The organism is Rhodococcus sp. 06-1460-1B, assembly GCF_002258475.1.
Lineage (GTDB): Bacteria > Actinomycetota > Actinomycetes > Mycobacteriales > Mycobacteriaceae > Rhodococcoides > Rhodococcoides fascians.
The window spans coordinates 34,910-58,369 of the sequence record NZ_NOYS01000003.1 but is presented as its reverse complement, the minus strand read 5'-3'; the positions used below and the strand labels follow the sequence as shown (position 1 = coordinate 58,369).

General features: G+C 65.6%; 23 protein-coding genes. 9 read left to right on the top strand and 14 right to left on the bottom strand.

Going from position 1 to position 23,460, the window contains the following annotated elements; all coding sequences use genetic code 11:
• Window positions 1–117: 117 nt before the first annotated feature.
• On the bottom strand, window positions 118–1,032 hold the full coding sequence (locus tag CH268_RS00530; protein ID WP_094661907.1) for a L,D-transpeptidase: 915 nt from the start codon (window positions 1,030–1,032) through the stop codon (window positions 118–120).
• Between the two features lie 278 nt (window positions 1,033–1,310).
• On the opposite strand from CH268_RS00530, the gene CH268_RS00525 reads away from it, so the two are divergent.
• Genes CH268_RS00525 through CH268_RS00510 form a run of 4 tightly spaced genes read left to right on the top strand, consistent with a single transcriptional unit; the run spans window position 1,311 to window position 4,411 of the window.
• On the top strand, window positions 1,311–2,030 hold the full coding sequence (locus CH268_RS00525; protein ID WP_255182255.1) for a glycosyltransferase: 720 nt from the start codon (window positions 1,311–1,313) through the stop codon (window positions 2,028–2,030).
• Complete coding sequence (locus tag CH268_RS00520) at window positions 2,027–3,025, top strand: acyl-CoA dehydrogenase family protein (RefSeq protein ID WP_032382356.1); 999 nt, start codon at window positions 2,027–2,029, stop codon at window positions 3,023–3,025. Before CH268_RS00525 ends, CH268_RS00520 begins: the two co-directional genes overlap by 4 nt.
• Window positions 3,019–3,768, top strand: a complete 750-nt coding sequence (locus CH268_RS00515; RefSeq protein WP_176457803.1) for a PIG-L deacetylase family protein — start codon at window positions 3,019–3,021, stop codon at window positions 3,766–3,768. Before CH268_RS00520 ends, CH268_RS00515 begins: the two co-directional genes overlap by 7 nt.
• 13 nt (window positions 3,769–3,781) lie before the next feature.
• On the top strand, window positions 3,782–4,411 hold the full coding sequence (locus tag CH268_RS00510) for a class I SAM-dependent DNA methyltransferase (protein WP_094661903.1): 630 nt from the start codon (window positions 3,782–3,784) through the stop codon (window positions 4,409–4,411).
• Between the two features lie 18 nt (window positions 4,412–4,429).
• Here CH268_RS00510 and CH268_RS00505 read toward each other — a convergent pair whose 3' ends face one another.
• Both CH268_RS00505 and CH268_RS00500 read right to left on the bottom strand, forming a co-directional pair.
• Complete coding sequence (locus CH268_RS00505) at window positions 4,430–5,170, bottom strand: GAF and ANTAR domain-containing protein (protein ID WP_094661901.1); 741 nt, start codon at window positions 5,168–5,170, stop codon at window positions 4,430–4,432.
• Window positions 5,171–5,303: 133 nt separating this feature from the next.
• Window positions 5,304–6,326, bottom strand: a complete 1,023-nt coding sequence (locus tag CH268_RS00500; RefSeq protein ID WP_027495263.1) for a zinc-binding metallopeptidase family protein — start codon at window positions 6,324–6,326, stop codon at window positions 5,304–5,306.
• A 212-nt stretch (window positions 6,327–6,538) separates the two neighbouring features.
• On the opposite strand from CH268_RS00500, the gene nhaA reads away from it, so the two are divergent.
• Complete coding sequence (gene nhaA / locus CH268_RS00495; protein WP_032369555.1) at window positions 6,539–8,395, top strand: Na+/H+ antiporter NhaA; 1,857 nt, start codon at window positions 6,539–6,541, stop codon at window positions 8,393–8,395.
• Between the two features lie 85 nt (window positions 8,396–8,480).
• Here nhaA and CH268_RS00490 read toward each other — a convergent pair whose 3' ends face one another.
• Entirely contained in the window at window positions 8,481–9,566 is a 1,086-nt protein-coding gene (locus CH268_RS00490) for a DNA polymerase domain-containing protein (protein WP_094661899.1), read from the bottom strand.
• 2 nt (window positions 9,567–9,568) lie between these two features.
• Entirely contained in the window at window positions 9,569–10,618 is a 1,050-nt protein-coding gene (locus CH268_RS00485; protein ID WP_032386724.1) for an ATP-dependent DNA ligase, read from the bottom strand.
• Between the two features lie 104 nt (window positions 10,619–10,722).
• Here CH268_RS00485 and lppU point away from each other — a divergent pair, with 104 nt between their 5' ends.
• Together lppU and CH268_RS00475 are read left to right on the top strand one after the other, a co-directional pair.
• Complete coding sequence (lppU, locus tag CH268_RS00480; protein WP_032406349.1) at window positions 10,723–11,325, top strand: LppU family putative lipoprotein; 603 nt, start codon at window positions 10,723–10,725, stop codon at window positions 11,323–11,325.
• Window positions 11,326–11,423: 98 nt separating this feature from the next.
• Window positions 11,424–12,776 carry an MFS transporter gene (locus tag CH268_RS00475; RefSeq protein ID WP_240935008.1) on the top strand — a complete coding sequence of 451 codons (1,353 nt, stop codon included), beginning with the start codon at window positions 11,424–11,426 and terminating at the stop codon, window positions 12,774–12,776.
• A gap of 4 nt (window positions 12,777–12,780) precedes the next feature.
• Here CH268_RS00475 and CH268_RS00470 read toward each other — a convergent pair whose 3' ends face one another.
• From CH268_RS00470 to CH268_RS00445, 6 genes are all read right to left on the bottom strand, one after another.
• Complete coding sequence (locus CH268_RS00470) at window positions 12,781–13,659, bottom strand: universal stress protein (RefSeq protein WP_176457802.1); 879 nt, start codon at window positions 13,657–13,659, stop codon at window positions 12,781–12,783.
• A gap of 96 nt (window positions 13,660–13,755) precedes the next feature.
• The gene (locus tag CH268_RS00465; RefSeq protein ID WP_141215060.1) at window positions 13,756–14,019 is read right to left on the bottom strand and encodes a hypothetical protein; all 264 of its coding nucleotides are present in this window, start codon (window positions 14,017–14,019) and stop codon (window positions 13,756–13,758) included.
• A 149-nt stretch (window positions 14,020–14,168) separates the two neighbouring features.
• Window positions 14,169–14,432: a hypothetical protein gene (locus CH268_RS00460; protein WP_141215059.1), complete on the bottom strand. Its 264-nt coding sequence runs from the start codon at window positions 14,430–14,432 to the stop codon at window positions 14,169–14,171.
• A gap of 105 nt (window positions 14,433–14,537) precedes the next feature.
• Complete coding sequence (locus CH268_RS00455; RefSeq protein ID WP_048317965.1) at window positions 14,538–15,005, bottom strand: pyridoxamine 5'-phosphate oxidase family protein; 468 nt, start codon at window positions 15,003–15,005, stop codon at window positions 14,538–14,540.
• On the bottom strand, window positions 15,002–15,883 hold the full coding sequence (locus CH268_RS00450; RefSeq protein WP_048317967.1) for a universal stress protein: 882 nt from the start codon (window positions 15,881–15,883) through the stop codon (window positions 15,002–15,004). The genes CH268_RS00455 and CH268_RS00450 overlap by 4 nt, the downstream gene beginning before the upstream one ends.
• On the bottom strand, window positions 15,880–16,881 hold the full coding sequence (locus tag CH268_RS00445; protein WP_094661888.1) for an Acg family FMN-binding oxidoreductase: 1,002 nt from the start codon (window positions 16,879–16,881) through the stop codon (window positions 15,880–15,882). The genes CH268_RS00450 and CH268_RS00445 overlap by 4 nt, the downstream gene beginning before the upstream one ends.
• Window positions 16,882–17,101: 220 nt before the next feature.
• On the opposite strand from CH268_RS00445, the gene ilvD reads away from it, so the two are divergent.
• Window positions 17,102–18,814 carry a dihydroxy-acid dehydratase gene (gene ilvD / locus CH268_RS00440; protein ID WP_027495252.1) on the top strand — a complete coding sequence of 571 codons (1,713 nt, stop codon included), beginning with the start codon at window positions 17,102–17,104 and terminating at the stop codon, window positions 18,812–18,814.
• Between the two features lie 139 nt (window positions 18,815–18,953).
• Here ilvD and CH268_RS00435 read toward each other — a convergent pair whose 3' ends face one another.
• Window positions 18,954–20,927 (bottom strand): MFS transporter, encoded by a 1,974-nt coding sequence (locus CH268_RS00435; RefSeq protein WP_094661886.1) that lies wholly within the window; start codon window positions 20,925–20,927, stop codon window positions 18,954–18,956.
• A 183-nt stretch (window positions 20,928–21,110) separates the two neighbouring features.
• Here CH268_RS00435 and CH268_RS00430 point away from each other — a divergent pair, with 183 nt between their 5' ends.
• Window positions 21,111–21,731 (top strand): TetR/AcrR family transcriptional regulator, encoded by a 621-nt coding sequence (locus CH268_RS00430; RefSeq protein ID WP_176457801.1) that lies wholly within the window; start codon window positions 21,111–21,113, stop codon window positions 21,729–21,731.
• A 64-nt stretch (window positions 21,732–21,795) separates the two neighbouring features.
• Here CH268_RS00430 and CH268_RS00425 read toward each other — a convergent pair whose 3' ends face one another.
• Entirely contained in the window at window positions 21,796–22,452 is a 657-nt protein-coding gene (locus tag CH268_RS00425) for a hypothetical protein (protein ID WP_027495249.1), read from the bottom strand.
• Window positions 22,453–22,518: 66 nt separating this feature from the next.
• A complete protein-coding gene (locus CH268_RS00420) occupies window positions 22,519–23,286 on the bottom strand; it encodes a DUF6319 family protein (protein WP_094661882.1) in 768 nt (255 codons plus the stop codon).
• Window positions 23,287–23,460 lie beyond the last annotated feature (174 nt).

Sequence of the window (23,460 nt, the reverse complement as noted above, 5' to 3'; positions counted from 1 at the left end):
CGCCACCAACACATTGTCCCGCACCACCGACAATGGGGTGCCTCGACACTCGAGACACCCCACCATCAAAATGCAACAGCCCCCGGAGGGCACATAACCACACCACTGCCGCAGGCACTAGCGGTTCCAGTCTCCGAGGCCGTCGGATCCGCTGAGGGTGCCGCCGTCGGTGTTGACGACGATGACGGGGTCGCCCTTCTGGGCGTTTTCGAAGAACCATTTGCCGTCTTCGGTGCTGACGTTGAGGCAGCCGTGCGAGGAGTTGGAGTAGCCCTGCTGCGACTCGGACCACGGTGCCGCGTGGACGAAGATGCCGCTGTAAGAGATGCGCGTGGCGTACTCGACGTACGTGCGGTAGCCCTCTTCGGAGTCCACCGGCACCCCGTAGGTGGAGGAGTCCATGTACATGTCGCGGAAGCGCTCGCCGACGATGTAGGTGCCGTTCGGGGTTTCGTGGCCGACTTTGCCCATGGAGGTGGGCATCGTGCGAACGACCTCGCCGTTGCGGGTGACGGTGATCTGCTTGGTGTTGTCGTCGGCCGTGGTGATGATCGAGTCGCCGGTGGAGAACTCGGCTTTCGCGCCGCCTGCTTCGACGGTCACCTGGGTGTGCGCCGGGTAGAACTCGTTGGGCAGCCACCGCACCTGAGTGTCGTTGATCCAGTAGAAGTGGCCGTCCACGGACGGGTTCGTGGTGACGCGGATGGCGCGCAGTGCGGCGTCGCGATCTCCGATGGCCTCGTCGAAGCGGATCGCGATGGGTTGCGCCACTCCGACGACCTCGCCGCCGGACGGGCTGATGCTGGGATCGGCGAAGTTCGCCGGTGCCAACGGGGCCACCCGCTGCTGCGGGGCGGGTGCCGGTGCCGCCGGGTCCGAGGATCCGGGCAGGCCGGGGATCGACACGTCGGGGCCGCCCGGCCACAGCGGAGCCGCCTGGGCAGATCCGAATGCTGCAGAGGCGGCGAGCGCCGTACCTGCGAGAATTGCCCCGATGCGGGCGAACCTGCGTGTGCGAACTTGAGTTGCCATGTGACCCGACCATCCTTCGTACTGCGTCGTGATGCCCAGTAGCAGTGCTGCCGCGGGGCAACGCCCATTAACACATACCACCCGGACTTTTGCTAATCGGATATTGCCGAAAACGACGACGGAATCCACGAGTACGAGTAGCTCCGCGCCACCCGAGCCCCTTCTTCGAGCCGTAGGTGTCGATCGTCTGCGAACGGGTATGTCGCATGCAACGTTCTCCGTCCAGCCACCGGCGGTTCCGCAACGGGCTCGAGGTCCGGTGTCCGAAAGGGTGGCTCGTGACTGTCGATACCAGCACTCCGGTCCGTCGCATCGTCGTCGTCGTGCCCGCACACGACGAACAGGATCTGCTCGACGCCTGCTTGAATGCCCTGGCGAAGGCCGCACGTCGCGTCGCGGACGTCGCCCCGGTGACGGTATCCACGACGGTCGTTCTCGACTCGTGCACCGACGGTTCGGCGCGTGTCGCGGCGCGTCACCCGTCCGTGTCGGTCGTGACGGTGGCCCATCGCAACGTGGGAGCCGCGCGGGCGGCCGGATTCGCAGCGGACCTGAACGGCGGTCTGGGCCGCGCCGACACGTGGTACGCCACCACCGACGCCGACTCGACGGTGGGCGAGCAGTGGCTAATGGGGCATCTGCGGCACGCCGCCGAGGGTGCCCGGGCCGTGGTCGGGACGGTGTCGGTGCGATTCGAGGACCGCATCGTCGACGACGAAGCACTGCGCTCCTCCTATGACGCTCAGTACGTCAACGAGGTGGGCCATCCCCACGTCCACGGTGCCAACCTGGGTGTTCGGGCGACGGACTACTGGGAGGTCGGCGGGTTCGCGCCGCTCGCCACCGGCGAGGATCACGACCTGGTCCGTCGTCTGGAGCTCGGCGGCACCGTGTGCCGCCGAGTGTGTGACATTCCGGTCGATACTTCGGGCCGCCTGCGCGGCAGAGCACCCGACGGTATGGCCGGCTTCCTTCGTTCTCTGGAGCCTTCTGCATGACCGACACCGGATTTGTCGACACCCCCGATCGCACCACCGATCTCGAGTCGGCGTTACGCGCGCAGTTTCTCGCGTTCGAGGCGGACGGGCGGTTGGACCTGGCTCTCCCCGGCTCGGGAAACACAGACCACCGGTGGCAGTCGCTGGCTGCGCTGGGTCGGCACGACACCGTCCTGGGCCGCTGGGCCGAGGCACATACCGATGCGCTCGCGATTCTGCACGAGCTCGACGGCCCGACGCCCGAGCGTGGCCAGATCTGGGGCGTGTGGGCTGCGGAACCCCCGGCTCCGATTCTCGAAGCGGTACGCGGCGATTCGGGCTGGCTCCTGTCCGGGACCAAGCCGTGGTGTTCGGGGGCGTCCGTCTGCACCCACGCTCTCGTGACCGCTCGCGTCGACGGCGAGCCGCGATTGTTCGCAGTGGACCTGACTCATCCGGGTGCTGCCCCGGTGCCGAACACGTGGCATGCCGTCGGAATGCGCGAGAGCGACTCGGGCTCGGTCGAATTCGATCGTGTCCCCGCTGTCGTGGTCGGTGGACCGACGGACTACCTGACCCGGCCGGGCTTCTGGCATGGCGCGATCGGAGTGTCGGCCGTCTGGTTCGGTAGCGCCTGCGCTGTGGCCGACACCCTGCATGCGGCCGTGCGCTCGCGTCCCGACCCACATCGCGCCGCTCACCTCGGTGCCATCGCATCGGCTCTCGGAGCCGCGTCGAGTGCCCTGACCACCGCGGCGGCCGAGGTCGACGCAGATCCGTTCGACCGCTCCGGCCGCGCTCGGATCCGTGCTCGCATCGTGCGCGCCGTCGTCGAGGATGCCGCAACGCAGTGCATCGACCGCGTCGGGCGAGCGCTCGGTGCCGGCCCGCTGTGCGCAGACGCAGAGCATGCTCGACGCGTCGCCGACCTCACCGTCTATCTACGACAGAGCCACGCCGAACGCGACCTCGAAGCCCTCGGACACGACATCGCACAGGAAGACAACCCTTGGTAGAGAACGCATTCGACGCCGAAGTCGACCTCGGTACCGCCGAATCGGACTGGCTGTCCGCAGATTGGTCCATTCCCGGTCTGCACTGGAGCGACGTCGTCACCATGGTCGTCGTGGCACCCCATCCCGACGACGAAGTGCTGGGCGTCGGCGGATTGCTGTCGATGGCCGCAGCTGCGGGCGTCGACGTGCGGGTCGTCGCGGTCACCGACGGCGACGGTTCGCATCCGGGATCTCCGACGGTGTCGGCCGAGGGCCTGCGCGCCCTGCGGCCCGTCGAGTCCGAGCGTGCCCTCGCCGAACTGGGCATCGTTCAGCCGCCGACGCGGCTGCAGTTCACCGACGGCGAGGTCGAGCGGCACGAGGACGCTCTGGCCCGCGCGCTGGTACCGCTGCTCGACGCCACTCCGGGTACCTGGTGCCTGACACCGTGGCGCGGGGACGGCCACCCCGATCACGAAGCCACGGCGCGTGCCTGCCTCACCGCGGCCGCCGTCGTGGGGATACCGGTGGTGGAATATCCGATCTGGATGTGGCACTGGGCAACTCCCGAACACCGGGCGGTGCCGTGGTCACGCAGTCGCCGCATCGACCTGCCCGCGCACGCCGTCGAGGCGAAACGGGCGTCGATCGAGCGTTTCGAATCTCAGATTCGACCGCTGTCCGATCACCCGGCAGATCGCGCAGTGTTGCCACCGCACATCCTGACGCGGTTCCGACGTCCGTTCGAAGTCGTCTTCGCATGAGTAGGCTGTCCGCATGAGCTTGAGTCCGGAATACTTCCGCGATGTGTATGCCGCGCACGAGGATCCGTTCATGCTCGACAGCAAGTGGTACGAGCGTCGCAAGTATGCCCTCACCCTGGCATCGCTGCCCAAGCCGCACTATCGACGCGGCCTCGAACCCGGTTGCTCCATCGGCGTGCTCACCGAACAGCTCGCTGCCCGCTGTGAGCACATGGTGTCGACCGACGTGGTGCAGAGCGCACTGGATACGGCTCGCGCGCGCGTAGGCGAGAGTGCTGCAGTCGATTTCGCACTGTGGTCCCTCTCCGACGACGTATCTGCGTTGCCGAACCCCCACGAGAAGTTCGATCTGATCGTCGTCAGCGAGGTGGGCTATTACCTCGACGCCGACGACCTGGCGGCCGCCATGAGCCGCATCGTCGGGCGGCTGGAGGCCGGAGGCACACTGGTGGCCGCGCATTGGCGTCACAACGTGGACGACTATCCCATCTCGGGCGACCGGGTTCACGAGATCATCGCTGCCACAACCGGACTGGCTGCACTGAGCCGCTATCTGGACGAGGACGTGCGGATCGAGGTGTTCATCGCCACCGATGTTCCCGCCGTATCGGTTGCCAGCACCGACGGACTCGACGTGCGATGAGGCCCGAGGCCCCGGTCGCTATTCGGTGGACTTCGCCGCGTCGTCGACCAACTGCACGGCGAGATCGGCCAGTTTGACGTTGGTGTCCTGAGAGAGCTTGGCCAGCAACGCGAATGCCGCCTGCGAATTGAGGTTGTAGCGTTCCATCAGCATGCCCTTGGCCTGCCCGATCAGATCCCGGCTGGTCAGCGCGGCCCTGATCTGCTGTTCTTCCCTGGCGCTGGAGAACGCGATGGCCGCGTGCGCAGCGAACAACGAACCAATGGATTCGGCCTCGGCCGAGAACGCGCCGGTTCGCGTCGAATGCAGGTTGAGTGCGCCGAAGTTGAACCCTTCGACGTAGAGCTGAAAGCAGATCATGCTCTTGACCCCGAGCGCAGACGCTGCATCGGTGAACTGTGGCCAGCGGGTCTCGCTGTCCATGTCGTCGATACGGATGGTCGTCTGTTCGATCGCCGACTCGAGGCACGGCCCCTCGCCCAGCTGCTCCTGAATCTTGTCGCAGTGCCCGGCAATTTCTCCCGACAGAGCGGCGCTGTGCACGAACTTGCCCTGCATGACCGTCGTGATGGATGCGTACTCGGCATTGGGGACCTGAGCGACCGCGGCCTCGGTGATCATGGCCAGGACGCGATCGGGATCGGAATGCTGACGCCGCAGCTTCTCGGCCACCTCGGCCAGCCGGCGACTCAGCTGGAAGTCGCTAACCCGCGGGAGGGCGCCCGACGCGTTCAGTGTCTGCTCGCTGATGGTGGTCACCTCGTCCTACTGCTGCACTCTGCCCGCGACTGCACTCTGCCCACTAATGCGCAGGGGGCGTACCCGGTATCGGCGGATGCCGACAACACAGGATACGCCCCTGGGCGCTGAGCTCAACGACCGTAAGCGAGGCTCACAGAGCGCTGGGTGCCACCAGAGAGTGCACGAAGCCGATCTTCTTCACGACGGTCGCCGGCAGCACGAACGGGTACAGGTCCTGGTGACCCATCGATCGGTTGATCTGGTTGAGTGCCCACGACAACGGCAGCCACCAGTCGATGATCTGATCGAAGCCGACCTCGCCGGGCAGCGGGCTTTCGAGGGTGGATCCGGCCGGTGCCATCCCGAAGGCCGCGGCCGTGTCGAGGGTGTCGCGGATGTGCAGGTAGTGGGCGAAGGTCTCGGCCCAGTCCTCGGCGGGGTGCATGGTGGCGTAGGACGAGACGTAGGTGTCCTCCCAGCCCTCCGGTGCGCCCTCGCTGTAGTGGCGATCGAGCGCATCCTGGTAGCTCGAATCCGGATCGCCGAACAGTTCCTCGAACGCCGCGCGGTGTTCACCGTCTCCGACCAGCACCATCTGGTAGTAATGGCCGATCTCGTGACGGAAGTGCCCGACCAGCGTGCGGTAGGGCTCCGACATCTCCACGCGGAGCTGCTCGCGGTGCACGTCGTCGCCCTCGGCGAGGTCCAGGGTGATCAGACCGTTGTTGTGCCCGGTCATCACCTGCTGGTTGGCGCTGGAGAGCAGATCGAACATCAGACCCGTGGACGCGTCCTCGTCCCGGCCGACGATCGGGAGGCCCAGCTCGGTGAGCTCGAGGATGACGCGACGCTTGTTGGTCTCCGCGTCCGCGTAGGCGGCCATCGCGTCCAGGTCGTCGTCGGCCGGGCGAGTCCGCGTCAGCCGGCAGGACAGGCAGAGGTCGTCGGAATCGGATGCGTCGACCAGCCAGTTGCAGCGTGCGGTGTTGAGATTGGCACACGTCTTCCAGATGGCACCGTCCACCTCGGCCTCGGAAATACCGTCTTCCTTGTCCGGGAGCACCAGGAGGGCTCTGCTCGGCAGATGGAAGCCGAGTGCGCTCGAGCAGCTCAGACACAGTGAGTTCTCGAACGACAGCTTCTGTCCGCACTTGCGGCAGATGAAATCACGCATGGATGTTCCTTAGTGGCAGGGGTGAGTCGGGCTTGTATTCCCGATTCTCGGCGGACTAATGCCGTTCGCCGAATATGTCGCGCACATCTCTTCGACAACGCTTCCCGGCAAGAGAACCATCCAGGGTACTGACCTGCGTGGAAGTAAAGCGTCGACCGCCGTGTTGGTACAGACTGCTTCACAACACCTCCGAGGAAGGACCCGGGCTGCAGATGGCAGATCAGATCACGCCGACGGACCGGCCGATGGCACGATTCGTCGAACGGATCTCGCGGGCTCGCGGCGAGAAGAACAGTGAAACCTTGGCCGCGGGCTTCCTGCTGGCGGCCACGTTGATCGCCCTGATCTGGGCGAACTCACCACTCGGTGACACCTATCAGTCGTTCTGGCACACCGAGCTGTCCATCACCGTGGGTGAGCACGGCATCTCCCTCGACCTCGCCCACTGGGTCAACGACGGGCTGATGGCGCTGTTCTTCTTCGTCGTCGGTCTCGAGGTCAAACGCGAGTTCGCGATGGGTGAGCTCACCGACAGATCGCGCGCAGCGATTCCCATCGTGGCTGCACTCGCCGGTCTGGCCGCACCCGCGCTGCTGTTCCTCGCCTTCAACCCCTCCGGCCCCGCCGCCCAGGCCTGGGGCGTGGTCATCTCCACCGACACCGCGTTCCTGCTCGGTGCCCTGGCGGTACTCGGCCCGAAGAAGGCCGCGCGGCTGCGGATCTTCTTGTTGACGCTGGCCGTGGCCGACGACGTGGGCGCGCTGGCGATCATCGCGTTCTTCTACACCGACGATCTCGACGTGGTTCCGCTGGTGTTGGCGTTCATCGGGCTCGGACTGATCTTCCTGTTGCGTCGGCTCGAAGTGTGGCGCGGTGTCGGGTACTTCGTCGTCGCACTGTTCACGTGGGTCGCGATGTACGAGTCGGGCGTTCACCCCACGCTCGCCGGCGTGATGATCGCACTGATTCTTCCGGTGTACCCGCCGCGCCGCTCCGAGGTGGAACGAGCATCGGACCTCACCCGCGCCTTCCGTCAATCGCCGAATCCCGAATACGCGCGAGCCGCGAGACTCGGCCTGGATCAAGCTGTCTCGGTCAACGAGAGACTGATGCGCCTGTATCAGCCGTACACCGCGTTCATCATCGTGCCGATCTTCGCGCTCGCCAATGCCGGGGTGGTGCTCAGCTCCGACACCCTGAAGGCTGCCTCCACGTCGACTCTCACCTGGGGCATCATCGCCGGCCTGGTGCTCGGCAAGCTCATCGGAATCACCGGGGCCTCGGCCATTTTCGCGAAGTTGCGACCCTCGGCTCTGGCTCCCGGACTGACCATGTCGCACATCGCGGGTGGTGCCGCGATGTCCGGAATCGGATTCACGATCTCGCTGTTCATCATCGATCTCGCGCTCGACGATCCGCTGCTGGCCGACGAGGCCCGCGTCGGTGTGCTGGCCGCCTCGGTCATCGCTGCCCTGCTCGGCTGGATTCTGTTCCGCATCGACGCGAAGATCCACCCGCCGAAAGCCGAAGCATCGCTGCGCATTCTGCGTCCGGTCAGCGCCAAGCGCGATCACATCCGCGGGCCCGTCGACGCTCCGCTGACGATCGTCGAATACGCCGATTTCGAATGCCCGTTCTGCAGCAAAGCAACCGGCAGCGTCGCCGAGGTACGCAAGCACTTCGGTGACGACCTCCGGTACGTCTACCGACACCTGCCGCTGGACGACTACCACCCCCATGCCCGCTACGCCGCGTACGCCAGCGAGGCCGCCGCGGCGCAGGGCAAGTTCTGGGAGATGGCCGACGTGTTGTTCCGCAACAGCGACGCCCTCGAACCCGACGACATCGACGGGTACGCACGCGAACTCGGCCTCGACATGGACAGATTCGAGGACGACATCCGCACCGGCGACTACGTGGTGCGCGTCGAGGACGACGAACTCGACGCCACGTCCTCCGATGTGGGCGGCACTCCGACGTTCTACCTGGGTCGCGGCGACAAGAACCTCACCCGCCACGTGGGGCCGTACGACGCGGCGACGCTGATCCGGGAACTCGAATCCATGTGAGGGTGGGCCGGGTTGCACAGAACACGGCTCGATCGACCGGATCCCGTCGACAACGCTACGTAGTGTGCAACCTTGCCCGTCTCTGTCAGCTCTCGGTGCGGTTTCCTTCGGCATCCCAGTGCTCGGCGACCTTCTTCGACGGCTGCACTCGGGGCGGTTCGCCCGGCATCTTGGGGTAGTCGGGCGGGAAGTTCAGCTCACCACCCGGCAGTGTTTCCCACAGGTGCAGAAGCGGTTCCAGCGAATAGGCCTTCGTGTCCATGTCGGCCCACGGGTCACCGTCCCGCACAAGGTCCGGCACTGTGACGAGGTTGAAGTCACGCGGATCGGTGACGTCCGCCAACTGCGACCACGTCATCGGCGTACCCACCGTCGCTCCGGGACGGGCTCGCAGACTCCACGCGCTGGCGATGGTGCGGTCACGGTTGTTCTGGTTGTAATCGATGAAGATGCGTTCTCCGCGTTCTTCTTTCCACCAGTTGGTGGTCACCCCGTTGTCGCGACGTTCGAGTTCTCGGCCCAGGCCGATGGCCGCATGGCGCACCTGCTCGAACGTGTACTCGGGCTCGATGCGCACGTAGATGTGAATGCCCCGATTGCCACTGGTCTTCGGATAGCCGCGTAAGCCCAACTCCTCCAGCAACTCTCGCGTCACATCGGCGACGCGAAGGGCGTCCGCGAACGTCGTCCCCGGCTGCGGATCGAGATCGAGCCGCAGCTCGTCGGGATGGTCGACGTCCGGTCGTCGCACCGGCCACGGATGGAAGGTCAGCGTGCCCATCTGGGCTGCCCACACCAGAGACGCAGTTTCGGAGGGACACAGTTCCTCGGCAGTGCGCTTGCTCGGGAACGCGATCTTCACGGTCTCGATCCACTCGGGCGCACCCTTGGGCAACCGCTTCTGATAGAAACCGTCGCCCTCCTTGTCCTGCGGGCCGAGCGCCAATCGCATGCCCTCGCGGTAGCCGTCGGGCCACCGCTCCATCGCGGTCGGGCGGTCGCCGATCGCCCGCATCAGCGGTTCGCCCACCGCGGCGAAGTACTCGCACACCTGAAGTTTGGTGATCTCCGGGGTGCGTTCGGTCGCTTCGTAGATCACGCGGTCGGGACTCGACACTCGCACTTCGCGCTCGCCCGCCTGCACGAACGCCGGTGGTGTTTTCGCGGCCATACCTATCGCCCTCCAGCAATCACATCGGCGACGTCGTAGCGCACCGGCACCTCGAGCTGGTCGTAAGCGCACGAGCGCGGATCGCGATCCGGTCGCCAGCGCAGGAACCTGGCCACGTGCCGCAGCCGCGCGCCTTCCATCTGGTCGTAGGCCACTTCGATGACCCGCTCGATGCGCACCGGAATCCAATTGCGATCGTTGGACGAATTCCAACGCGTCGCCTCGCCGTCGTAGGTGACGTCGTCACCGAGCCGGAGCGGTTCGAGTTCTTCGAGCAACTCCAGCCGCCGCTTGTCGGTGAACGCCGACGCTCCGCCGATCATGCGCAGATCCTCGCCGTCGTACAGGCCGAGCAGCAGTGATCCGATGCCGTTGCCGGACTTGTGAATTCGATAGCCGATCAACACGCAGTCGGCGGTACGGGCATGCTTGATCTTGATCATCTCGCGCTTGTTGGGCAGGTACGGCCCGTCGAGCTTCTTCGCTACGACGCCGTCGAGGCCTGCTCCCTCGAACCGCTCGAACCAGTCCTCGGCCACGGCCGCATCGTCGGTGGCCGAGGTGACGAAGCAACTCGGCCCGCCCGTGCCCACCGCGTCGAGCAATCGCGTCCGCCGGGTCGAGAACGGCTCACCCGTCAGATCCTCGTCGCCGACGGCCAACAGATCGAAGCCGATGAACTGCGCCGGTGTCTTCTCCGCCAGCATCGTCACTCGGCTCGCCGCGGGATGGATGCGCTCGGACAACGACTCCCAGTCCAGGCGCGTGGAACCGTTCTTCTCGCGCGGCACCACGATCTCTCCGTCGATCACGATCTTCTCGGGTAGTTCGGCCTTGACGGCCTCGACGAGCTCGGGAAAGTAGCGAGCGAGGTCCTTGCCGCCGCGCGATCCCAGCACCACCTCGTCGCCGTCGCGGAACACGATGGCACGAAAACCGTCCCATTTGGGCTCGTACGACCACACCGGCGGCCCGTCCTCGGGCTGAGGAGGCACCACTTTCGCGGCTTTGGCGAGCATCGGCGCAACCGGAACGGCGAGAGGAAGATCCACGCACTTCATCCTGCCTCATGCGGCCGACAACCGAGTCCGATATTTTCTACACACATACGGTCGATGCACCCAGCACGCTTCTTTCGTCGAGAGCAGGACTCACCATGGCGTCACCCACTCGTTCGGTCCGCGCTTTCGTCGTCGCTCTGTCCGCCTGCGCGGCGGTGCTACTGAGCGGATGCGCCTCGGAAGTATCCGGGACCGCCGTCGCCATCTCCGGTGCCAGCATTCCCACCACCACGACGCCGCCTCGCACCACCACCAGTTCCCCGACCCCTGACATCGACGAGGGCGGCAGCGTCGACATCGACGTCGAGATCGGCCAATGCGTCGAACTCGGTGGGACGGTCGAGAACGCCACCGTGGCCAATGCGACCTGCGGATCCCCACAGTCCAACTACGTCGTGTTCGCCAAGACTCCGACCTCGGCCGAATGCCCGCCCGACGCCGACCAGTACTACTACGAGACGTACTTCGACATCGAGCAAGGGGCCCTGTGCCTCGACATCGACTGGATCGTCGGTGGCTGCATGGACCTGGTGGGCGAGTTCGCGCAACGCGTCGACTGCGCCACCCCGGGTGCCGACACCCGCCGGGTGGTGACCATCCTGCAGGGCACCACGTCGGTCGACGACTGCCCCGACCCCGCGTTGTACGGATTCGAGAAGGACTCCCGCAACTTCGTCGTCTGCGTCGAGAAGTTGTGACCGAGCAGCCTGCAGAGCGGCACGATGTAACCATTTCCCTGTCCAGTGCGCGGGGCCGATGGATCGTCGCGGCCACCGTGCTCGGGTCGTCTCTGGCGATGCTCGACGCCACCGTGGTCAACATCGCGCTGCCGGCGATCGGTCGGGATCTGGGATCGGGTGTCACCGGGCTGCAGTGGACGCTCAGCGGTTACACGTTGGCGCTGGCGTCGCTGATCCTGCTCGGCGGCTCGCTCGGTGACCGGCTCGGCCGCAGGCGGGTGTTCGTCTGGGGCACCGTCTGGTTCACGGCGGCCTCGGTTCTGTGCGGTCTTGCCCCCAGCATCGAGGTGTTGATCGCGGCGCGGCTGCTCCAGGGCATCGGTGCCGCGTTGCTGACCCCCGGTTCACTTGCGCTCATCTCGGCGTCCATCAGGTCCGACGATCGCGGGGCTGCGATCGGGCTGTGGTCGGGGCTGGGCGGAGTGGCGTCGGCGATCGGTCCGCTGCTCGGTGGCTGGCTCGTCGACGCCGTCGGCTGGCGCGCGGTGTTCCTGATCAATGTTCCACTGGCCGTGGTGGTCGTGTGGGTGGCGATGAAACATGTTCCGGAGAGCCGTGATCCGCACGCCGCCGGTCGCCTGGACGTCCCGGGCGCGGTGACGGTCGCCGCTGCCCTCGGGCTGCTGACGTACGGCCTGATCGAGTCCCACGTTCTTGCGCTCGCGTTGGGGATCGTCGCGGTCGGTTTGTTCGTGGTGATCGAGCGCCGCACCCACGATCCGCTGGTACCGCCGTCACTGTTCGCCTCGCGCGTGTTCCTGGCAGCCAATCTCGTGACCTTCGCCGTGTACGCCGCCCTGGGCGGGGTGTTCTTCCTGCTGGTGTTACAGCTGCAGTTCGCGGTCGGGTTCTCCCCTGTCGCAGCCGGATTGGCCACCATCCCGATCACCGTGCTGATGCTCGTACTGTCGGCCCGTGCGGGCCGGCTCGCGGGGCGCATCGGCCCGCGTATCCCGATGACGGTCGGGCCGCTGCTGTCGGCGGCGGGGCTGCTGCTGATGCTGCGCATCGGGCCCGGATCCACCTATGTCGCCGATGTTCTCCCCGCCGTCGTCGTGTTCGGCCTCGGCCTGTCCGCTCTGGTGGCCCCGTTGACCGGAGCCGTCCTGAGCGCGGCACCGGACGACCGCGCCGGAATCGCATCGGGCGTCAACAATGCTGTCGCCAGAACCAGTCAACTGCTCGCCGTTGCTGCGCTGCCCGCATTGGCAGGCATTGCCGGGTCCGATTACTCCGCGCCACAGGTGTTCTCGGCCGGATTCCACTCGGCGATGCTGATGTGCGCCGGGCTCTTGGTACTCGGTGCCGTCATCGCGGCGGCGCTGATCAAGAGCACTGGCGACACCTCCGACTGCCCACCGCACTGCGATCTGGGTGCCCCGCCGGTCGACAGACGCAGCGTCGACTGACTGCTCACCGCACGATCAACACCGAGCATTCGGCATGGTGCACGAGGTTCTGACTGACCGACCCCAGGATCGCACCGCGGAGGGCACCTCTACCTCGGCACCCGACCACGAGCATCGATGCAGACGCAGACAGCGCTCGCAAGCCTCGTGTCGGGCTCGATTGGGCACTGACGGTCGTGAGCTGCACAGCCGGATACTTCTCGTGCATCTTCTCCACATGCGTTTCCAGCCAACGCTTCTCGTCTTCCTGCACCGCCTGCCAGTCGATGTAGCCGGCGCTCATCCCGATGCCGGCCTGAGCCGCGAACCCCCAGTAGTTGACCGCGATCACGGGTGCGCCCAGGTTGTCGGCCATCTCGAGCGCGGCACCCAGCGCTCGATCGGACTGTTCGCTGCCGTCGATCCCGACCACTATCGGACGGACCACGTCGGCCTTGTCGTTTTCGTTGCGGAGCAACAGCACTGGGCACTGGGCGTGCGTCATGACGCGCAGCGTGTTGCTACCGAGGGTCAAGTCGCGGATCGCGCTCGACTTCCTGGATCCCAGCACCACCATGTCTGCTCCCACGTCGGCCACGTACGACGCTATGGTGCCGTCCACACTGACGGTGTCCACGGACACCCCGGGTGCGGCGACGCGTACTTCTGCCTCTGCTCGGACGAGGTGTTTGCGGCCCATGGCGCGAAGGTCCCTCTCCAGCGCGCCACCGTCGACGAATGCCGCCGACCCGTACCAATCCCCCACGGGGACTGCATGAACGAGACGTACGGTCGCGTGGACCTTGTCCGCGTAGGTGCCGGCCCATCGGGCTGCAGCCTCGGCCTCGGCCGAGCCGTCGATACCCACGACGATGGGAAGTGTGCGGGCGATGGAATTACTCATGTGATCTTCCTGTCTCGGTGTCGACGGCCACGGCACAGTCGCCATGACATGATGAATTGCGTTGCAGTCGAATTGGCAGTCCGCGCTCGCGTCCGGTCAGCGGCCGAAGAGCGCGGACACCTCGTCGAGGTCGATGTCGGTTCGGCAACCGCTCGGCTCCAATTCGACGTAGAAACTCTCGTAGCCGCGCGGGTCTGCACCTCGCTCACCCGTGCTGCGCCGCTCGAACACTCGTGCGTCCGGCCACCGTTCGAGCACGGCTGTTCTGAGGATGTGTCCGTCGGGCGAGACCCCGCTGAGCGGCCCGTACTCGGCGATCACCACCGAATGGACGACACCGTCGATCGATGCAGTGGTCACCGGAAACACCATCGGTACCGATTGCGTCGGAATCTCGACGACTAAGGAGTCGGAATCGACCCGCATCGAGCCCGTCACCTGTGGCCTTTCACTGTCGGTCCTCCTCGTCGTTCCTGCTCTCGCGGGCTCACGTCCGCCAGAAGTCGGCATCACATCGACCCCGCCACAGAATCGGAACCCGAAGGCGTATGCGATCTTTGCGCGGCGTGCTGCCCTGCACGAAGGCTCACTGCGGCCATCACGAACATCGCTGCTGCCGCACCTCCGCAGACCGCAGCCCAGCCGGTCACACCGGACGCGAGCAACGTCAGGAAAAGGCCTACCGCGGCGACGGCACACACCAGTAGCACTTCGGCGAGGACATTTTCGGCCTCGGCCAACACGGCCTGCCCGTCGTGTACTTGCTGCTTCATCTCGAACTCCTCGAAGTCGACGAATCGGTAGAACCGACATTGCCGAATTCTCGATGCCGACGGCAGGGTCGAAAGTCCCGATCCTGCCGCCATGAGGCCCGGCCTTCACCCTCGTGAATTCGTTTCGCCCGCAGTCGGTCCACGCATCAGCTCGACCCCCGACACCGACGTCGGGGTCACTTCGACGAGTCGGTGCATCGGCGGGCCGTCCGAATGAGGCCGGGGCAGTAGCTGTTCGAGGACTTCGAGTCGAGCATCCACGACCGCACGGGCGATTCCGTGAATCACGACAGTCGATACGGTCAGGTGAGCGTCGTCCTCGGCGTCCACTTCCAGGACGACGGAGGAATCGAGCGCACTCCACCCCAACCGCGACCGCCCCTCGGCGTAGAAATACAACCGACTACCGCTCCACACGATGGAGACCGGGTCGATGGTGGGCCCGAAGTGGTCGTGGCCGATCAGCCGTGCGACGGTCGCCCGTCGCGCAAGCCGATGAGCGTTGTCGGAGTCCAGAACTCGTCGTCGATCCTCACTCCCGCGCACACGATTCGGTACGGTGCGGTTGGTCATAGGTCTCTGCAGATCATCACCGGGCAGTGGGCGTGGCGGGTGAGGTTGCTACTGGTCGATCCGAACAGTGCTCGGGCAACTACTCCTCGCCCGTGACTGCCGACCACCACGAGGCCGGCTCGCTTGGACAGATCGACAAGGAGATGCGCCGGGTTACCCTGTCGCACTACATGTTCGACACTGACATCCGGATATTTCTCGGCCCACCCGGCCAGACATTCGGAGAGCAGCATCTGCTGCTCACGCTCGATCTCGATGCTGTCATGCGGCCCCGGCGGAGAGAGTGCCGCGCCGTGAGACCACGAGTTCCAGGCGAGCGCTGCGATCATCGGTACACCGAACAACGAGGCCAGATCGAAGGCCTGTTCGACGGCAGCCTCACTCGTTGCACTGCCGTCGATACCGACGAGGACCGGCGCGTCGAAGCCGGCGTCGCCCTCCCGCCACACGATCACCGGGCACAGGGCCGCATTCGAGGTCTCCTGCGCCGTACTGCCGAACAATGCGGACACGATCGGACCGGAACCCGAATTGCCGACGACGAGCATCCGCGCGGTGGAGGAGAGTTCGACCATCATCGTGCACGCCGTCGCCTCCTCCACCGAGGTGGAGACGGCAAGGTCGGGATGACGGGCCAGCACTGCGGCAGCGACGTCGGTCACCATGTGTTCGGACGCTCGGCGCTGCTCGTCCCACACCTCCCTCGGCACAACATATGCGGGCTCGCCCATGTAGATCACAGGCTGCTGTACTGCAGTGGCGATGAGCAGGGGAGAGTCCACCCTTTCTGCCAATGTCGCCGCCCAGAGCGCAGCGCCGATACTGCCGGCCGAACCATCCACCCCCACCACGATTTTCTGATGTGCTGCGAGAATCACGATCGTCTCCTGTTCGTTGCGCGTGTGGGAGCAGACAGCACCGAGGCCACCGCATGTCGTGGGGTTCGAGGCGCCGGGGCACCGATCATCGGTGTACCGACTCGAATCAGCACCTGTGCCATGCCGATGTGCGGTGCCAACGACTGGACGAGTCGCCTGCTGCCGGCCTGCTCGGTCATGTGAGTCAACGGGCACGTCGCCAAGCCGTCCGCGGTCGCTGCCAGCAGAAACGTCGACATGGCACGGCCACAGTTCAGCCAATCCAGTCGTTCGTCCGACGGTGTGCCGAGCAGCACCACCGTGGACTCGTCTTCGACCGTCTCCCGCGGAACCACCGTGCCGACGCGGTGCGGTTCGGGGAATGCTCGCCCCACCTGGACCCTCGACGAGTCCGCGCGGGTCGTCAGAGCCTCGGGCGGAATTCCTCCGGAGCGGAACGAATGCCCGGCCCACCATCTGATCTCGGCCTGGTACGTCGCGTCGTACTTCCGGATGCCCGCGCTCAGCGTCGAGGCCCTCGCCAACGTCTGTTTCGACTCTGCCGACAACACGGTCATCTCGGTGCCGTAGTGCTGCCGACCGAGATATCGCGTCAGAACGCGATCGGTCGGCACCGGTCCGAACGCCCGCCGATCCGAGTGCCTGCGGTTGATCGCACTCAACATGTCGAACTCACGCGACCGAGGATGCGCGTCGTGCACGAGGCGGATACGCGCAAGATGATCCGGCGTGCCCGGGGTGGGCAACAGGTCGATCTCGGTCTTCCACCGAAACGCCGCGGCAGCCTTCTCGAGATGGTCCAACGCGGCCCCGCAGCTCATCACCATCTGCCGTTCGGTCGGGTCGATCACCCCCAGCACGCGGGAGGTGTCGGTATACAGATCGAGTCCGTGTTCGGAGTAGGTCCACCTCCACGGCTGGCTGTTGTGCACCGACGGCGCGCGGCACGCGAGCTCCACCAGCATTTCCACCACGGCCGTATCCGGCTGATCGCTCATCGTCTCTCCTCGACCTCCCACCGCGATGCGGTGGATCCGCCCCCACTGTCGCCCCGAGGTCGCGGTGCTCGACAGGGCCGTTCGTCACTCGATGGAGGGCATTCCGGTGCATGCCGAAAGAGCGCAGCGCCACAGGTTTAGTGTTGACGGTGAATGCGACTCGGGGCGGAACCTGAGGACGCGACCGAGGAGCCACCATCGCCGACCGTTCAGGAGTGTCATGACGACCCCGCACAATCCACCCGAAGTCGACGTCAAGCCACGTAGCCGGGACGTCACCGACGGGCTGGAGAAGACTGCCGCCCGCGGCATGCTCCGCGCCGTCGGGATGGGCGACGACGACTGGGTCAAGTCCCAGATCGGCGTCGCGTCGTCGTGGAACGAGATCACTCCCTGCAACCTCTCGCTCGAACGACTGGCGAAGGAAGTCAAGAAGGGCGTCCACGCGGCCGGCGGGTATCCGTTGGAATTCGGCACCATCTCGGTGTCCGACGGCATCTCGATGGGCCACGAGGGCATGCACTTCTCGTTGGTCTCGCGTGAGGTCATCGCCGACAGCGTCGAAACCGTCATCAGCGCCGAACGTCTCGACGGCTCCGTGCTGCTCGCCGGTTGCGACAAGTCGCTGCCCGGAATGTTGATGGCTGCTGCGCGCCTCGACCTCGCCAGCGTCTTCCTCTACGCCGGATCCACCCTGCCCGGTTTCGCCACCCTGTCCGACGGCAGCGAACACCAGGTGACGATCATCGACGCTTTCGAGGCCGTCGGTGCCTGCTCGCGTGGACTGATGTCGCGCGCCGACGTCGACACCATCGAACGCGCCATCTGCCCCGGCGAAGGTGCCTGCGGCGGCATGTACACCGCGAACACCATGGCCAGCGCCGCCGAGGCCATGGGAATGTCGTTGCCCGGCAGCGCTTCTCCGCCGGCACCGGATCGTCGCCGGGACGGCTTCGCGCACGCCAGCGGCGAGGCCGTCGTCGAATTGCTGCGACGCGGCATCCGCACCAGCGACATCCTCACCAAGGAAGCCTTCGAGAACGCGATCGCCGTCGTCATGGCTTTCGGCGGATCCACCAACGCCGTGCTGCACCTGCTGGCCATCGCGCACGAAGCTCAGGTCGAACTGACTCTCGCCGACTTCACCCGCGTCGGAGCGAAAGTTCCGCACCTCGCCGACGTCAAGCCCTTCGGCAAGCACGTCATGACCGACGTCGACGCCATCGGCGGTGTCCCCGTGGTCATGAAGGCCCTGCTCGACGCGGGCCTCATGCACGGCGACTGCATGACCGTCACCGGAAAGACCGTGGCGGAGAACCTCGCTCACATCGCTCCCCCGGACCCCGACGGCAAAGTGCTGCGCGCACTGGACAAGCCGATCCACCCGACCGGCGGCATCACCATTCTCGAAGGATCACTCGCCCCGGGCGGAGCCGTCGTCAAGTCCGCCGGTTTCGATTCCGACGTATTCGTCGGTACCGCACGAGTTTTCGAGCGTGAACGCGCGGCCATGGATGCTCTCGAAGACGGCACCATCGCGGCAGGCGACGTCGTCGTCATCCGCTACGAGGGACCCAAGGGCGGACCCGGAATGCGCGAAATGCTCGCGATCACCGGAGCCATCAAGGGCGCGGGCCTGGGCAAAGACGTCCTGCTGCTCACCGACGGCCGATTCTCCGGCGGAACCACCGGCCTCTGCGTCGGACACGTGGCACCCGAGGCAGTCGACGGCGGACCCATCGCCTTCGTCCGCGACGGCGACCAGATCCGCCTCGACGTCGGCAAGGGCACCCTCGACGTCCTCGTCGACGCAGCCGAAATGCAAGCACGCCAGGAGGGTTGGGCACCGCTTCCTCCTCGCTACACCCGCGGAGTACTGGCCAAATACTCGAAGCTGGTCGGTTCGGCCTCGAACGGTGCGGTGCTGATCTAGCCGCCCGCCCTAGCCCTAGCCCCCGGCCCTAGCCCCCCCGGTTGGGATCAATGTGGGTTTCAGTCAGTTGGACTGCAACAAAGGCGCATTGATCCCAACCCGGCGGCAGTGCAGTGGTCCATTCACGCGTTCGGGAGGTCTACAACGGCATCGCCCAGATAGGGCTCGAGCGTTCGTTCAGCTCGGTGCACGTCGCGTGTTGTCGGCTGGCTCGTTGGTAGAACGTCTGCAACGGTTCGGTCGGCTCCACGTCCGGCGGTGTCGGTGTGACGGGCAGTTCGCCGAGTTCGAGCGCCAACTGATAGATGCTGGGGCGTTCGAGTTCGGCGTCGACCAGTGCCGGCGCGGCAGCGTTGTGCGGCTTCACGGTTCGAGGTATATGCGGCGCACTCGGTTCGGGCTTGGCTGCCGACGGGCGTTCGAGTAGCTGCTCGAGCTCGGCGACCTCACGGACGGCCGCTGCACGAGTGGCCGGCGGCGCAACGAAGGGCACGATCGGCTCGAACGCGATCATGTCCGACGACGACGCGAGCGCCTTGTTCTTGGCCGGGATGAGGAACGCCACGATCACGGTTCCGGTTCCGAACACCACGGCCGCAACGACACTGGTGTGCACGACGGCACTGCCGAAGGCAGAGATGGCATTCGCTTCGAGATTGTCTGCGAAGCCGCTCAGAAATGCATTCTGCTCGCGAATGATGTCGGAGACGATCACCGCACCGGCCAGCGAATCCTGCGATGCCGCAAGCCCTTCTGCGGCCGGACCGGTGTACTGGCCGTTGGGTTGCTTACCGGGGAAGGTCTGCAGAAACCCCTCGATTCCCTGTCGATACGACGCCGCCAGAACCGAACCCAATACAGCGATGCCGAGAGACCCGCCCAGTTCGAGTGCAGTGTCGTTCAGGCCGCCGCCGACACCGAGCTTGTCGTCCGGGAACTCACCCATGATGGCGTCGGTGCAGGGCGAGACGGACAGTCCGATGGCGAGTCCGAGCAGCGTCAGTACGGGCAGGAAATCGATATACGTTGCCGTCGAATCGATTCCGACGAGGGAGACGACCGACAGCGTGCCCACGATCATGCCCGCGGTGACGGTGACACGCGGCCCCATCTTGGGGGTCAGCCACATCGTGATTCCGGACCCGACGAACACTGCGCCGGCCAGCGGCAGCAGATGCACTCCGGTGGAGACCGGGCCGTACCCGAGAGCGAACTGGAGGTACTGCGCCACGAGGTAGATCGCCCCGAACGTCACCAGGAAAAACACCAGTACCGCAAGGGTGGCACCCCCGAGGACACGCGAGGAGAACATCCGCACGTCCAGCAACGGATTGGGGTGTCGTAGTTCCCAGCCCACGAAACCCAGCACCGACAGCAGTCCGACGAGGCCGAAGTACAGCGGCCCGACGGTCCACCCGAAGTGCATGCCCTCGATGATGGAGTAGACGATGGTCGAGACGGCCAGAACCGACAGCAACCCGCCGATCCAATCGATCGCACCGGCATCGACGGCTCGCGACGGCGGGACGAGTACGACGGCTCCGGCTATGGCGGCCAGCGCAATCGGGACGTTGATCAGAAATGTCGAACTCCACGTGAAGCTCTCGAGAAGCCACCCGGCCAGCAACGGCCCGGCGGCGATGGCGAGGCCGGACGTGGCCGCCCACACGGTGACGGCTGTGGCCCGCTCATGCTTGGGGAACGTGGCCACCAGCAGAGACAACGTCGCAGGCATGACGATCGCGGCAGCGACACCCATGACGATTCGAGCCAGGATCACGCCGAGCGTGGCATCGGTCAGCGCCCCCGCCACCGACCCCGCCACGAAGATGATCAGTCCGATGATCAGCGCGCCGCGTCGGCTGTACCGGTCGCCGATCACTCCGCACAACAGCATCAACGCCGCGTACGGGACGGTGTATCCGTCGATCACCCATTGAAGATCACTGCTGGTCAAGCCCAGATCCATCGTCATCGATGGCGCTGCGACGAGCAGGGACGTGTTGGCCATGACCACGATCAGCAGGCTCAGGCACAACACCACCAAGGCCGACCATCGTCGGGCATAGGGTTTGTGCATTTCTTGGACAGGTGTCATCGCAAGCAGTGTCATGTGTTCCCCCCGTTGGCAAAGTGCGACACACCTTGCACAGTGCTGTGCAGCTTAAGAAATTCGCGCTAGGATCGGCAATCTTTTGTGGCGGCAACCACACTGCGTCGACGCGATCGTGCTAGAAGTGGACGTGTGCCGAAGACGACGGAGTCGAGACCGAGCGCACGGACAGACCGATCGCCCGTGCAGCGAAGTGACGCCCGCTCGAACAGAGCGCGAATTCTCGATGTCGCGCAGGGGGTACTGGCGAACAATCCGGACGCGACCATCAACGACGTCGCGTCCGCGGCCGGGGTGGTCCGACGAACGGTGTACTCGCACTTCGCCTCTCGCGAAGCCCTGATCGACGGCATCGCACTCGAAGCCGCAGAACGCATCTCGGCCGCGCTCGAACGTGATCCGGCCGTCGACGAATCCGCCGTCACCGTGTTCGTGCGCCAGACGCTGGCACTGGCGCGCGTCGGCGATCAGTACCGGCTTCTACTTGCGGTTGCCCGTACCGACCTGGGACACAACGGTCTTCACGACCTACTGGGACCGATGCGGGAGTCGGCTGCGGCTGTCATACGACGTGGACAGCGCGAGGGTGTGTTCTCCACCTATCTGCCAGCCGAGGTGCTGATCCTCAACATCGAAGCCATCGCGCTGTCGATCCTCGAGGCCACCAATGCCGGGCTGCTCACCGACCCCACAGGTGCGGCCACCACGTCGAGTCTGGTCCTGCTCGGAATCGCACCGGACGAAGCCGAACGCATCGTGAGCGGTGTCCGTGCCGCGGACGCGCCAGCCGAACCCCACCCCTGAAACGACGAATGCCCCGCCTGCGCAATGTGATTGCGCCGACGGGGCATCGGTCTACGAGTGCGGGTCAGGGGGCGGGGACGAACCCTGCGCCGAGTCCGTTGCCCTGATCGACGTTGCGAAGAATAGCGTCGAAGTTGGTGCCGACCTCGGGGCCGAAGCACGCGACGCCCAGGTAGGCGTTGACCATGCCGACGAGGGTGTTGCCGACGACGACCGGGCTACCCGAGTCACCCTCGACGACGCACAGCTGCGCCCAGGTCTCCTGCGACTGCAGAACGTCTCCGTACGCGAGGCCGCAGGTGTTGCCGGTGGTGCGGCCTTCCTTGCAGACGATGTTCGGGAACGCCGTCGGCGGGCCGACCTGAGAGATGGTCACGTTGCCCACGCGGCTGATCGGGGCAACCTTGTCACGCTGAAATTCGATGAGGGCGTAGTCGTACTCCGGGTTGGAGAATGCGATACGGCCCACCTCACCGAGGGAGGTGTCGTACTCCGGGACGATGGAGGCACCCGCTTGGCCACAGTGACCGGCGGTGAAGCCCACGAGATTTCCGTTGCGGTCGTTGCCGATTGTCGTCAGCGTGCACTCCGCCTGGCCTCCGACGATGATTCCGGACCCACCGCCGAGAGCTGCAGGAGCGGCCGCGGATGCGGTCCCCACGCCGACGCTGGCTACGATTGCAGCCGCCCCCACGACGACGAGCATGAATTTCTTGAACATGTACTCCCTCTCAGCGGTGTCGGCAGAACCCTAGCAACAGAACGTGTCGTAACACGAGCTAGTCGCTCATACGTCCTGCTCGAGGGCCGCAAGAGTCGTCCGAGCTTCGTCGAGTTGACGACTCAGTTCGGCCACGCGGCGTGCCGCCTCTTCACGTGCATGGGAGATGACAGCCTCGACGGCATCGCGTGCAGTGACATCGCCCAGTTCACGAACGGCCCGACCGACCGCTTCCGGACTCACCGGCTGCGCCTTGGTCGGCCTCTTCGCGCCCTGCGTGACGGTGACCGACCAATCGTTGTCGGCACCGGCATGAATGGTCACGCTCACTCCGCCCGGCGCCTTCTTCGGACGACGTGGGGCCGAGCCGGTCGACCCAGACCCCGCACCGGCGGGCTTGGCGGCAACGTCGGTCGCCGGTACCGCCTTCGGAGCAGCGCTCGATGTCGAAGCCGTGACCGATGTAGAAGTAGGGCTCGTTTTCGAGACAGCGACCGGCTCGGAGGCAGCGACCGGCTTCGATACCGGCGCAGTCGATGCCGTCTTCTTCGCGGGGATGCGCTTGGCAGGCGCGGGTGGGGTCGCCGGGTTGCGGGTGATGCGCAGTTCCTCGGCCTCGTAGGGCAATTCGTCGTTGACGCCCTTCGGGCTGATGGTGACGGTGTTGCCGTCGATGGACACCACCTTGGCCGACGTACCGTCGGGCAGGCCGAGGCTCGGATTCGGCTCGCGGAGATACACGGTGGCGCGACGCCCCTCGGCGAGCGCTGCTGCCAGCGTCGTCAGGTTCTCGGGAGTCAGCGAATCGTTCACGGCGCGCCCACGGGGTGGCATCGACTACCGGCCTTTCTCGAAAGTGTTTGCGAATACTGTCGCACAGATTCACGTGCGCAGGCAGCACGACATCGAGTATCGGTCGCGAGGATGACGTCGATCCCAAGTATGTGTAACCCCGAGTAACTGTAACCGCAAGTAACAGTTACTACGATTAACACTCAAGAGGCTTGG

What these genes read in the sequence shown, in the direction of transcription:
- ilvD (WP_027495252.1), top strand. Translation starts at nt 17,102, where the DNA reads ATGACGACCCCGCACAATCCACCCGAAGTCGACGTCAAGCCACGTAGC.
- nhaA (WP_032369555.1), top strand. Translation starts at nt 6,539, where the DNA reads ATGGCAGATCAGATCACGCCGACGGACCGGCCGATGGCACGATTCGTC.
- CH268_RS00425 (WP_027495249.1), bottom strand. Translation starts at nt 22,452, where the DNA reads ATGTTCAAGAAATTCATGCTCGTCGTCGTGGGGGCGGCTGCAATCGTA.
- CH268_RS00445 (WP_094661888.1), bottom strand. Translation starts at nt 16,881, where the DNA reads ATGAGCGATCAGCCGGATACGGCCGTGGTGGAAATGCTGGTGGAGCTC.
- CH268_RS00435 (WP_094661886.1), bottom strand. Translation starts at nt 20,927, where the DNA reads ATGACACTGCTTGCGATGACACCTGTCCAAGAAATGCACAAACCCTAT.
- CH268_RS00460 (WP_141215059.1), bottom strand. Translation starts at nt 14,432, where the DNA reads ATGAAGCAGCAAGTACACGACGGGCAGGCCGTGTTGGCCGAGGCCGAA.
- CH268_RS00530 (WP_094661907.1), bottom strand. Translation starts at nt 1,032, where the DNA reads ATGGCAACTCAAGTTCGCACACGCAGGTTCGCCCGCATCGGGGCAATT.
- lppU (WP_032406349.1), top strand. Translation starts at nt 10,723, where the DNA reads ATGGCGTCACCCACTCGTTCGGTCCGCGCTTTCGTCGTCGCTCTGTCC.
- CH268_RS00520 (WP_032382356.1), top strand. Translation starts at nt 2,027, where the DNA reads ATGACCGACACCGGATTTGTCGACACCCCCGATCGCACCACCGATCTC.
- CH268_RS00490 (WP_094661899.1), bottom strand. Translation starts at nt 9,566, where the DNA reads ATGGCCGCGAAAACACCACCGGCGTTCGTGCAGGCGGGCGAGCGCGAA.
- CH268_RS00475 (WP_240935008.1), top strand. Translation starts at nt 11,424, where the DNA reads ATGCTCGACGCCACCGTGGTCAACATCGCGCTGCCGGCGATCGGTCGG.
- CH268_RS00420 (WP_094661882.1), bottom strand. Translation starts at nt 23,286, where the DNA reads ATGCCACCCCGTGGGCGCGCCGTGAACGATTCGCTGACTCCCGAGAAC.
- CH268_RS00470 (WP_176457802.1), bottom strand. Translation starts at nt 13,659, where the DNA reads ATGAGTAATTCCATCGCCCGCACACTTCCCATCGTCGTGGGTATCGAC.
- CH268_RS00455 (WP_048317965.1), bottom strand. Translation starts at nt 15,005, where the DNA reads ATGACCAACCGCACCGTACCGAATCGTGTGCGCGGGAGTGAGGATCGA.
- CH268_RS00510 (WP_094661903.1), top strand. Translation starts at nt 3,782, where the DNA reads ATGAGCTTGAGTCCGGAATACTTCCGCGATGTGTATGCCGCGCACGAG.
- CH268_RS00500 (WP_027495263.1), bottom strand. Translation starts at nt 6,326, where the DNA reads ATGCGTGATTTCATCTGCCGCAAGTGCGGACAGAAGCTGTCGTTCGAG.